Source organism: Microcoleus sp. Pol14D4, assembly GCF_036701245.1.
Lineage (GTDB): Bacteria > Cyanobacteriota > Cyanobacteriia > Cyanobacteriales > Microcoleaceae > Microcoleus.
Genome location: NZ_JAUBQM010000124.1, coordinates 1 through 10353, shown reverse-complemented (window position 1 = coordinate 10353; position 10353 = coordinate 1). Strand labels below are relative to the sequence as shown.

Here is a 10353-nt window from a genome sequence, read left to right as displayed (position 1 = left end):
TCTATCCTTGCTCTTCGCTGTGCTTATCTCAACGGTCAACTTTCACTTTGATGTATTTGCCAAACTGAGATGCACCCGCCGTCACTCCCTAAAAAACCAAGGGCTCTCGTGGTCGGGGGGTAAATTATTACCCGACTGTCAAGCTCTGCTAGACAATAACATTTTACCCGATTAATTGTCAGAGTTAGCCACACAACAACATTTTACTCGACTGTCAAGCTTTGTCTGACAACAACATTTTGCCTTATTATCGAGGTATCGTTTTCAGCCTCAACGGAGCGCAAAAATCAGACAGCCCAGCCTCAAGTTGAGTGCTGGCATAACGGCTGCTATGCTACAAAATCGCTTCATAAATTTTAGCTGCCTGCCACTTTTCTCACACTTGCTCAACTTGATTCTTAATTCAATTCCGATGCCGGAACTTGACTATTAAATCACTTCAAATTTTGTTAAAAACGCTAAAAAATAGCTAATTGTTGCGTCAGCTAAAGTCAGGCGGAAAGCAGTATAAAGTCAGGCGGAAAGCAGTATAAAATCAGTGAGATTACAGGCATTTGCAGGGACTGTACTCTACCTGTATTTACCTGAAAATATCCTGCAAATGCCTGAATTTTTCGGTCAAATTACTGCTTTTTTGTGCAAGGACTGCCTTTGCTTGTTGAGGCTGGTTATGGCTGTTCTTTCTCGATAGCAAGCAATGGTTTTGCGATCGCAAACCATGACTAATGTGTGCAGAGAAAAATAATCCACCCCCATCAATATTGAGCATAGTGCTTCCCCGCAGTTCAAACCTTGTTGATATGGAATCAGTTGCGACTCGCGAGTCGCGACTGAAGCGTCCATGCCTCAATAAGAGCGGTAAGGTATGGGACAGGCACTGCGAATTATGTTTTTGTTGGAATATATTAGCGATCGCTCTTTACGGCAAGAGATTACTGCTTGTACTCATAACGTGGAGAATTATAACCGCCATTGATAGCTAGGAGTCGAGCGACTACTGTAAACCGAGCGACTACTGTAAACCGAGCGACTACTGTAAACCGAGTCAGGCGGTAAATTTTTATCCGACTGTCAAGCTTTATCAGACAATAACAGTTTAGCCGATTGCAAAGCGCGGACCCGACAACAGCAATTTACGCGACTGTCAAGGCTGACATAACGGCTACTGTGTTGCCACTTTTCTCACACTTGCTTAAGTTGATTTTTAATTCAATTTAGATAACGGCTACTGTGTTGCCACTTTTCTCACACTTGCTTAAGTTGATTTTTAATTCAATTTAGATACTGTAACTTGATTATTAAATCAATTCGGATTTTGTTAAAAAGGCTAAAAAATTAGCTAATTGTTGCGTCAGCTAAAGTCAGGCATTTGCAGTATAAAGTCAGGCAAGTGCAGTATAAAGTCAGGCGGAAAGCAGGGGCTGCACTTTACCTGTATTTACCTGAAAATATCCTGCTTTCCGCCTGACTTTTTCGGTCAAATTACTGCTTTTTTGTGTCGAGCGTACATTGGTTTGTTGAGGCTGGTTATGGCTGTTCTCTCTCGATAGCAAGCAATGGTTTTGTCCGTACAAAACCTTATTTACTAATTTTAAATAAAAACGATGCACCCTTATGAATGGGGAATCCTAGGTGTCATGGCAATCGCGCTCTTGCTAGCTATCGGACGAACGATTCCCTCGCGCGAATCGACATCAGCCGGCTGCTTCGCTTGCAAACGGGAGTTGCGGGAGGAATTGGCCGCCCGTGGCAGCGACTGGTGGCCGCCTATCAACTTCCTGAAATTACACCATCTAAACGCGAGAAGTGGCAAGCCAGCGAGCAAGTCAAAGAATTCGTTGAAGGCGTGATTCTGAGTCTCAGTACCGAATCAATAATCAGGGGGAATCCACCAGGGGGGGTGTTGACGGGGTGACAAGCAGATTGAAAGCAAAGGTGCGTCCAGGTTTTGAGTTGAGTGACCAAGCGAAAAGATACGCTTGCTGTAATTCAATCCAGATGCAGCAACTTGACTATTAATTCAATTTAGATGCAGCAACTTGACTATTAATTCAATTCAGATGCAGCAACTTGACTATTAATTCAATTCAGATGCAGCAACTTGACTATTAATTCAATTTAGATGCAGCAACTTGACTATTAAATCAATTCGGATTTTGTTAAAAACGCTAAAAAATCACTAATTGTTGTGCGCCCTAAAGTCAGGGATTTGCAGTATAAAGTCAGGCGGAAAGCAGTATAAAGTCAGGCAAGTGCAGGTATTTGCAGGGGGTGCACTTTACCTGCATTTACCTGAAAATATCCTGCTTTCCGCCTGACTTTTTAGGTCAAATTACTGCTTTTTTGTGCAGAGACTGCCTTTGCCTGTTGAGGCTGGTTTTGGCTGTCCTCAATCGGTAGCAAGCAATGGTTTTGTGATCACAAACTCTGACTTTTACGTGCAAACAAAAAATAATGCACCTTTATGAATGGGACATCCTAGGTGTCAAGGCGCTTGATTTTTATCCGATCTGAGACTGTGCCGGCTGTTCACATTGCTCCTGTTGTTGTGACAACTTCGTAGCAGCACTGGCATCAATTGCTCCCGTCACACCTGGGTAGCGAGCGATCGGCTTGAGCGACAGCTCGATCGCCCATGACGGAGCTCATAGAATTAAACAGGCGAGCGGCTACCAATCTGGCGCCGTAGCTTCAGCTATTGAGGAGGATTTTGCGGCAATCGACGTGGGCCTTTCTTGCATCGGTCGATATTGTGGCGATCGTCGGCAAGACGCAATTTGAAGAGTTTAAGCAGCTAAAAGGTGATGGGCGATCTCATAAAAACGCATAAAAACGCATATTGCCGAAAGTTTTCCTAGGTCTGCCGCTCTTGGATTTTCCCTTGCTGACCACGGAGACACCAGGAGCTCACGGCTTGTTGGGCAGCCTGATTGCTCCTGGTTGATTTCCTTGTAAATCGATTAGGGAATAAGAAATTACTATTTCTATAAATGGATAGGCGGGGAAATTTGATTTCCTTGACCGGCGTTGCAACGATCACAGACGCTCTCACCCTTAAGACACCGTATTAGGGTCTGCTCTTAACCTGCCTTCATAGCAACAGTTTAGCCGATTGCAAAGCGCGGGCTCGACAACAGCAATTTACGCGACTGTCAAGGCTGACATAACGACTACTTTGTTGCCACTTTTCTCACACTTGCTCAACTTGATTCTTAATTCAACTTAGGTATCGTAACTTGACTATTAAATCAATTCGGATTTTGTTAAAAACGCTAAAAAATTAGCTAATTGTTGCGTCAGCTAAAATCAGGGATTTGCAGTATAAAGTCAGGCGGAAAGCAGTATAAAGTCAGGCAAGTGCAGGTATTTGCAGGGGGTGCACTTTACCTGCATTTACCTGAAAATATCCTGCAAATGCCTGACTTTTTCGGTCAAATTACTGCTTTTTTGTGCAGAGACTGCCTTTGCTTGTTGGGACTGGTTATAGTTGTTCTCTATCGGTAGCAAGCAATGTTTTTCTGATCACAAACCTGACTTTTACGTGCAGAAATAAAAACACTGCACCCTTATGAATGGGGAATCTTAGGTATCAAGGCGCTTGATTTTTACCCGATCTGAGACTGTGCCGATTGCTCACATTGCTCCTGTTGTTGTGGCGGTTTTTGTGGAGGCGATCGACGCCGACAACTGTCACAACAGCCGATGTTGTGGCAGTTGTTGGCGAGGCAGAACTTGCCCGGTTCAAGCGGAGTGCCGCTCGTTGCCCCATTTTTTGATTTCTCCGTGCTGACACGGAATGAACCAGGCGATCGGCTGGATGCGGTAACTTGATCGCCCGCCAGCAGACTTACAGCAGATTCCAGCCAAATAAAGTACACCTTAATCCCAAGCAATTACCAAAATGGTTGACAAACCCTTGCAACCGTACTCCATAAACCTGGAAATTGCTGTATCTGTTCGCGACTCGCACCGTCGATCGAAGCCGCCACCAAAAAAATTAGCTAATTTTTGTGTTCCCTAAAGTTAGGCAAGTGCCGTATAAAATCAGGCATTTGCTGTACAAAAGAGCGTGAGAATGCAGGCTTTTGCAGGGGCTGCACTCTACCTGTATTTACCCGAAAATATCCGGCAAACACCTGAATTTTTCCGTCAACTTGCTGCTTTTTTGTGTCGAGCGTGCAGTGGTTTGTTGAGGCTGGTTAAGGCTGTTCTTTCTCGGTAGCAAGCAATGTTTTTGCGATCGCAAACCTGACTTTTACGTACACAAATAAAAACAATGCACCCTTATGAATGGGGAATCTTAGGTATCAAGGCGCTTAATTTTTACCCAATATTCGACTGTGCCGATTGCTCACATTGCTCCTGCTGTTGTGGCGACTTTTGTGGCAGCACCGGCATCAATTGCCACAACTTTCCCATCGCACTTGGGTAGCGATCGCTCACATTGCTCGCTCTCTTGTTAACCAGCCATCGCTCTCTTGTTAACCAGCCATCACCGTCAGACGTTTAATCGTCCTTCCACTGCGATCGCCTCACTCGCTATAATTTATACACAAAAATTAAATAAACTGAGAGTTGGGTAGGCATCAGTCTCTACTTTGATAAACCCTCTAATAGCCCTCTCCAATTGGGGGGGATAAAATCACCTGACTAGCGGTTGTCAATTACAGTAGTTAACTTGTATCTTGGCAAAAGGTTTTTACTGATTAAAAACTATGAAAACTTTACCGGAAGCCAAACCTAGAGAGCTGCTATCCAACCATATTCACATTCGCCTAACTGACTCTGACTACAATCAAATTAAAGCAAGAGCAGAGCAAGTCAATTTGAGCATGAGCGACTTCATGCGCCGTGCAGCTTTGAGGAGAACCATGCCGCGCCCTCTAGCTGCATTTGACTTGAAAGCCTATCAAGTGTTATGCAAGATTGATGCCCAATTGAGAATTGCCGGAAACAACCTCAATCAGATTGCTAAAGCTTGCAATAGTGCTGTGGCATTGGGAGAACCAGTTGTTGTCAATACAGGACTCTTAGAAAGCGTACACCAACTCATTCGAGAAAACGGGGGTGCAATTAAAACAATAGTTGCAAACCTCGCCCAATCTACAGTACGCTAACTATTAACCAGCCTAGGCTTTACCGCCTGAGCAATCGATTCTGTGCAACTGACGGCTTTTCGGTTATGATCGGCAAACAAATCAAAGGTACAGGCTTTCGGGGCTGTCTAAACTACGTGCTGGGCAAAAAAGACGCCGCTCTAATTGGCGGTACTATGTGCGGACAAACTCCTGAAGAACTGGCTGCTGAATTTGCCATCGCCCGACAACTAAGACCTAACCTGAAAGTAGCAGTTTTTCACGCCACTTTATCTGTCGATAGCACCGAAAAACTAGAAGATTCTGAAGAAAATGACCAACGGTGGCTGGCGATTGCAGCCAACTACATGAAAGCGATGGAATTTGACAACAACCAGTACGCAGTTGTCAAGCACAGCGATACAGAACACGACCACATTCACATCGTCGCCAGTCGCATTTGCCTAGATGGAGGTGTTGTTGACGATAGCTGGGATTATTACAAAAGCCAAGAAACTATTCGCCAACTCGAACGGAACTACAGGCTGGAAACTGTTACACCCAGTTGGGAAACAGACAAGCGAGCTCAGACTACAGGAGAACACAGGTACTTACAAAGCAAGGGAAACAAGAGCGTCAGGGTGCAATTGCAAGACCTAATTGATGAAGTCACCCAAGACAACCCGAGTATGCCAGAATTCGTTGAACGGTTGCAGCAACAAGGCGTAGAGGTGCAAGTCGGATTGACTCGAACTGGAATCGGCTTCAGTAAAGGCATTTCTTACAATTTAGATGGGGTCGCTTTAAGTGGTACTCAGTTGGGTAAAGCCTACACTTTTTGTGGATTACAGAAGCATCGAGGCGTTAGCTATGACAAAGGGCGAGATAACGCCCTAATTGAAGCTTTAATGCAGCCACAACACTTAGCGAACGCCCCCCATGAGGCAGAGGAAAATGAGCTAGAGTCGTCACAATCCGAGTTAGCAGCAACCGCACTTGCTACTCCTGCAACAGCAAATGAGTTAGAGTTGTCACAATTTGAGCTAGAAACAACTACACCTGCAATTCCTGCAACAGCAAATGAGCTAGAGTTACAACTGTCTATCCTGCCTGAAAGGAATGAAACTCAGTGGCAAAAAGTGCGTTCGCATCTAGCAGTCGAGTACAGTTTACCTTTTGAATTGCTTGATTTATTGCACTCTCATTCTTGGCTGTATGCCGGCTCAGAAAAGGCTGTCTTTACAGGACGGACGCTTGAGGGGGAAGCCAGCTTCGCTTTTGTTCTCGATGAAAGAGGCAACTTTACTACAACCGATTGTTTGCCATCAGAAGCTGCTTTCTGGGTAGCCACTACTGGAGAAATTGAGCGAGCTGTGATTGCCTGTAACCCAATCGAAGCCCTTTCAATTTTGCTTATTGAACAGGAAAACTCTACAACAGCACCAGCGACACTTTACCTAGGAATTGAACGAGCTTCACAACTGCCTATACAATTCTTACAAGAACTCGATAGCGTTATTATAGTGCTCGCAGAAAATTCTCAGCTCGCTCGAAATGCAAGCGAGCTGCTACCGAATGCAGAACTTGTCAATCCACAGTCAAGTTGGAATGATATCTGGATACAATTAATTGAGCAAGAACAGCAAAATATTCAACCAAATAACCAACCTTATAAACAGCGCATCCAAGACATCGAACTGGATTAGTTATTGCCACTTAACAATTTGACTTTTATTAAATAAAAGCGCTAGCTAACAAATTTCCTGGTTGCGAGATAAATTACTGGGTAGTTCGGCCATATCAGGGTTTTGATAACGGTGGGTAAACCGTTTGATCCCCCCAATTATTCTTACCAGGCAGGAGTACCAATTACTGATATTGCTGCCACTAATTTTGACAGCTTTGTTAACGTATTTATCAACTATTTAGGCGTAACTATTAAGTAAATTGAGACCGTGCTTGCTCAAATAATTTGTGAGTCAACATGGGTAAAAATAAATTATTTGTACATTTTAGCGTACTCACTAACATTTACGAAAAAACAAATTTATGAGCGCTGTCGCGCCCAAAAATAAAGCATCGAAAAAAAAATGGAACTATCGCAAACCTACACCTATTACTTCAATAATTTAACCTGCGTCCACCAAACAGAAAACGAACTGTACATCATGGGCAGGGAAACAACACTTGTACTGAATTTTCAACAAACAAGCTATCAAACGCTCGACAAAATAATCCACGCTCTGCGACTTGTGAGAGACAAAAAAATCCAAGACCGAAAGTCAATTATTGAACAAGAACTGCTGGCATTAAACTTCCAATTCCCTCTCGAAAGCAGCAACCGTAGCAACAACGACAGCAACAACGACAGCAACAACGACAGCAGCAATGGTAGCAGCAATGGCAGCCACAAAAACTGCGAGCTAAAAATCGACTGGTAATTCAATTATGCCGGAGAGACAAGTTTGTTTCTCCGGCAGCCAATAGCAAACATTAAAACCACATTCAAAAATGGCAAACACAATAGCAGGATATGTATATCTCCTGCACTTTGAGCAGCCGATATGTCCGACTCGTCCGTCTCAACACTATGTCGGCTGGACTAAAGATTTGGACGAAAGGCTTTATCAGCATAAAAAAGGCAGAGGGGCTAAGTTTTGCGGCGCAGCCCGAGAACGCGGAATAAAATTTGTTCTGGCAGAATGCTGGGTTGCAGACAAAAGTGTTGAGAGAACAATCAAGAGGCAAAAGAACCACAAACGTTTCTGCCCTATTTGCACAAATTTGGTAAACTAAGATAATGCAATGTTTGCAACACTGATGCTTGACCGGAACTGTTTTGTCCTACAAATGCGTGTAGGCGTGAACTATCGTTCTGTATCTTTGACCTACTTAATTCTCTCTCAAATCCTGGCTAGCTGGTTTACAGATTACTGCTACCATACCTCACACTTAGTAGTAACCGCCATATTAGTTTAAGCTGATTAAAAATTAGGAGCAGAAAATCCGATGCTCCCCAAGAATAGCCGCAAAAAGTTACCATTATTGGCAGCGTTCTTAATCTCGCAATTTATCCCTTGGTTCTTGAGTGCGATCGCGCTATTTCTCAGTTTATGGGTCATCGTACCAGCACCCACGCTGTTTCTGTACCCTTTGGCGGTGGGAGCACCAGAAATTAGTCCTTGGTTAGTCGGTATCAATGCGATCGCCCGGATGCTGAACCGGCCCAGACGACATCAACGCAAAGTCTACATTATTTTACCGATTTGTAACCTGTTCGCCCTAATTCTGAGCCTGCTTCCCCTGATGCAATTCCCAGAAGCCAATGCAGCAATAGCTACCGAAATGCAAGCAGTTCTAGGAACAAACTATTTAGCAACCGTTCCTCAAGCTCTACGCGCGCAGCTACACCCTCAACCGTTTATCCTAGCAGATGCGTTCCGGGGAATTCCGATTAGAGAGGTTAGGATCGATCGGGCTATTGGATTTGCCAACCCTGACGGAGTTTCACTGCAACTAAACCTTTACCGGCCGATGCAAATTGGCAAATATCCGGCGATAATCACGCTCTACGGGGGAGCTTGGCTCAGAGGCAATCCCGATGCCAATGAGGAATTCAGCCGCTATATGGCAGCCCAAGGCTATTGTGTGGTTGCAATTGCTTACCGCCACGCTCCCAAGTATCGATTTCCTGCTCAGCTTGAGGATGTACAAGCCGCTCTTTCCTATATCAAAACTCATGCTGGTGATTGGTCCATCGATCTCGATCGAATTGCTTTGATGGGAAGGTCTGCAGGTGCCCATTTAGCAATGCTAACTGCTTATGATTCTAGTGTGCTTCCAGTTAGAGCAGTGGTGAACTATTACGGGCCAAACGACCTTATTGGGGGATACAATGACCCACCTTTTCCTGATGCGATCGACGTTCGAGCCGTCTTGCGTGCCTTTCTGGGAGGAACCCCAAACGAACTCAATGAGCTTTACCACCGGGCTTCCCCCATTAATTATATTAAACCCAATCTTCCCCCTTGCCTACTGGTTTATGCAGGTCGCGATCATATCGTTCAGGCTAAGTTTGGGCGATCGCTCTAGGAACGATTGCGAGCCACGGGCGATTCCCTACGGGATAGCTTCGCCGCGCGTACTATTTTGCTCGAAATTCCTTGGGCTGAACACGCCTTTGATGCAGTTTTTAATGGCCCTAGCAATCAACTTGCTTTGTATTATACAGAACCTTTTTTGGCTTTGGCTTTGAAATATTCCGATTACCAAGCAATTAAATAAAAATTGAAACTTTGCTCATTTATGCTTAAATAAATGCGCCTAAAACTGTCTTAATTATTGCCATAAATCTCTTCTGTTTAAAATCTTATAAATTCCAAAAACTACGCCAGAAAGGTTTTGTGGCGCTGCTGAATCAAAGTATTATTTTGCCTATACGTAATTAGGGCTGACTGAATAAAAACAGAAGGCAGACCAGATAAGGGTTTCAATCTTTTTGGGCTCGAACAAGTACAAGTTATAAGATAAGCGAGGTTCAAAACCCTTGGACTTTCACAGGGAAGTCTCTGGGTAAATTTGGGAATTAGGCAACGAACCTACTATTTTTCAAGCTGTCTAGTCTCGTTTATCCACTCTGTACACTTTTTTAGCAAGCCCTAATTATAAGAGTGCTTACCCGTCACGTCAGCGGTGGGCAACTACGGGGTGATTGCCCCTACAAATTTAATACCCAAATTCAGCCACGCCAACCAAAATTTTCCTCCTTGTTGATAGATGGATTAGCCCTCGGGAAATGAGCCGCGTTCGCGGCTAACTCTCAGCCAATTCAAATCCCTTCAAAAATATGGATTTAACTCTCACCTTACAACATTTGTCTGGGATTGCTGTTCCAGAAGCTCAAAAATTAGCAAAACTAGGTCTTCGCACCATTGCAGACCTACTCTACTATTTTCCTAGAGAACATCTCGCCTTCAAACGCACTCGGATTGCTGAGACCAAAACAGGAGATTGCGTAACAATTGCAGGCAAAATTATCAACCACAGTATCTTCGACTGCCGTACTAAACCAGAACTTACATTACAAAAATGGATTGTCTGCGACCAAACCGACAGAATAGTTTGCACTCAATTTTACAACCACAGCTATTACCAATCGCAACTATGGCGTTCCCACCAAGCCGAACTTTACAAACAAGGTGCTATAGCAATTCCATTTGAGATGTAAATATGAATTTCTATGGTAAAATAGGAAAGTTTGATAATAAATGAAAGGGAA

The 10353-nt window shown here is 44.0% G+C and carries 12 protein-coding genes; 10 read left to right on the top strand and 2 right to left on the bottom strand.

The annotated features are described in order from the left end of the window. Window positions 1-618 precede the first annotated feature (618 nt). Complete coding sequence (locus QUA33_RS26480) at window positions 619-843, bottom strand: hypothetical protein (RefSeq protein WP_333152532.1); 225 nt, start codon at window positions 841-843, stop codon at window positions 619-621. 22 nt (window positions 844-865) lie between these two features. Between QUA33_RS26480 and QUA33_RS28365 the strand changes: the two genes are divergently transcribed. From QUA33_RS28365 to QUA33_RS26470, 3 genes are all read left to right on the top strand, one after another. Next, the gene (locus QUA33_RS28365; protein WP_071884050.1) at window positions 866-976 is read left to right on the top strand and encodes a Tn3 family transposase; all 111 of its coding nucleotides are present in this window, start codon (window positions 866-868) and stop codon (window positions 974-976) included. Between the two features lie 642 nt (window positions 977-1618). Further along, the gene (locus QUA33_RS26475) at window positions 1619-1915 is read left to right on the top strand and encodes a hypothetical protein (protein WP_333152530.1); all 297 of its coding nucleotides are present in this window, start codon (window positions 1619-1621) and stop codon (window positions 1913-1915) included. Between the two features lie 698 nt (window positions 1916-2613). Beyond that, window positions 2614-2781 (top strand): hypothetical protein, encoded by a 168-nt coding sequence (locus QUA33_RS26470; protein WP_333152528.1) that lies wholly within the window; start codon window positions 2614-2616, stop codon window positions 2779-2781. Window positions 2782-3589: 808 nt separating this feature from the next. On the opposite strand, the gene QUA33_RS26465 is transcribed toward QUA33_RS26470, so the two are convergent. Then, window positions 3590-3769, bottom strand: coding sequence for a hypothetical protein (locus QUA33_RS26465; protein WP_333152526.1), 180 nt, complete (start codon window positions 3767-3769; stop codon window positions 3590-3592). A gap of 946 nt (window positions 3770-4715) precedes the next feature. On the opposite strand from QUA33_RS26465, the gene QUA33_RS26460 reads away from it, so the two are divergent. The 7 genes from QUA33_RS26460 to QUA33_RS26435 all read left to right on the top strand — a co-directional run bounded on the left by QUA33_RS26460 (window position 4716) and on the right by QUA33_RS26435 (window position 10302). Further along, window positions 4716-5117: a plasmid mobilization protein gene (locus QUA33_RS26460; protein ID WP_333152524.1), complete on the top strand. Its 402-nt coding sequence runs from the start codon at window positions 4716-4718 to the stop codon at window positions 5115-5117. Between the two features lie 65 nt (window positions 5118-5182). Continuing rightward, on the top strand, window positions 5183-6781 hold the full coding sequence (locus tag QUA33_RS26455; protein WP_333152522.1) for a relaxase/mobilization nuclease domain-containing protein: 1599 nt from the start codon (window positions 5183-5185) through the stop codon (window positions 6779-6781). A 384-nt stretch (window positions 6782-7165) separates the two neighbouring features. Beyond that, window positions 7166-7516: a hypothetical protein gene (locus QUA33_RS26450; RefSeq protein ID WP_333152520.1), complete on the top strand. Its 351-nt coding sequence runs from the start codon at window positions 7166-7168 to the stop codon at window positions 7514-7516. Between the two features lie 70 nt (window positions 7517-7586). Further along, the gene (locus QUA33_RS28360) at window positions 7587-7871 is read left to right on the top strand and encodes a GIY-YIG nuclease family protein (protein ID WP_333183309.1); all 285 of its coding nucleotides are present in this window, start codon (window positions 7587-7589) and stop codon (window positions 7869-7871) included. A 213-nt stretch (window positions 7872-8084) separates the two neighbouring features. Next, entirely contained in the window at window positions 8085-9167 is a 1083-nt protein-coding gene (locus QUA33_RS26445) for an alpha/beta hydrolase (protein ID WP_333152518.1), read from the top strand. A gap of 6 nt (window positions 9168-9173) precedes the next feature. Then, window positions 9174-9359 (top strand): hypothetical protein, encoded by a 186-nt coding sequence (locus QUA33_RS26440; protein WP_333152516.1) that lies wholly within the window; start codon window positions 9174-9176, stop codon window positions 9357-9359. Between the two features lie 562 nt (window positions 9360-9921). Next, a complete protein-coding gene (locus QUA33_RS26435; protein WP_333152514.1) occupies window positions 9922-10302 on the top strand; it encodes a hypothetical protein in 381 nt (126 codons plus the stop codon). Window positions 10303-10353 lie beyond the last annotated feature (51 nt).

What these genes read in the sequence shown, in the direction of transcription:
- QUA33_RS26480 (WP_333152532.1), bottom strand. Translation starts at nt 843, where the DNA reads ATGGACGCTTCAGTCGCGACTCGCGAGTCGCAACTGATTCCATATCAA.
- QUA33_RS28365 (WP_071884050.1), top strand. Translation starts at nt 866, where the DNA reads ATGGGACAGGCACTGCGAATTATGTTTTTGTTGGAATATATTAGCGAT.
- QUA33_RS26475 (WP_333152530.1), top strand. Translation starts at nt 1,619, where the DNA reads ATGGGGAATCCTAGGTGTCATGGCAATCGCGCTCTTGCTAGCTATCGG.
- QUA33_RS26465 (WP_333152526.1), bottom strand. Translation starts at nt 3,769, where the DNA reads ATGGGGCAACGAGCGGCACTCCGCTTGAACCGGGCAAGTTCTGCCTCG.
- QUA33_RS26460 (WP_333152524.1), top strand. Translation starts at nt 4,716, where the DNA reads ATGAAAACTTTACCGGAAGCCAAACCTAGAGAGCTGCTATCCAACCAT.
- QUA33_RS26455 (WP_333152522.1), top strand. Translation starts at nt 5,183, where the DNA reads ATGATCGGCAAACAAATCAAAGGTACAGGCTTTCGGGGCTGTCTAAAC.
- QUA33_RS26450 (WP_333152520.1), top strand. Translation starts at nt 7,166, where the DNA reads ATGGAACTATCGCAAACCTACACCTATTACTTCAATAATTTAACCTGC.
- QUA33_RS28360 (WP_333183309.1), top strand. Translation starts at nt 7,587, where the DNA reads ATGGCAAACACAATAGCAGGATATGTATATCTCCTGCACTTTGAGCAG.
- QUA33_RS26445 (WP_333152518.1), top strand. Translation starts at nt 8,085, where the DNA reads ATGCTCCCCAAGAATAGCCGCAAAAAGTTACCATTATTGGCAGCGTTC.
- QUA33_RS26435 (WP_333152514.1), top strand. Translation starts at nt 9,922, where the DNA reads ATGGATTTAACTCTCACCTTACAACATTTGTCTGGGATTGCTGTTCCA.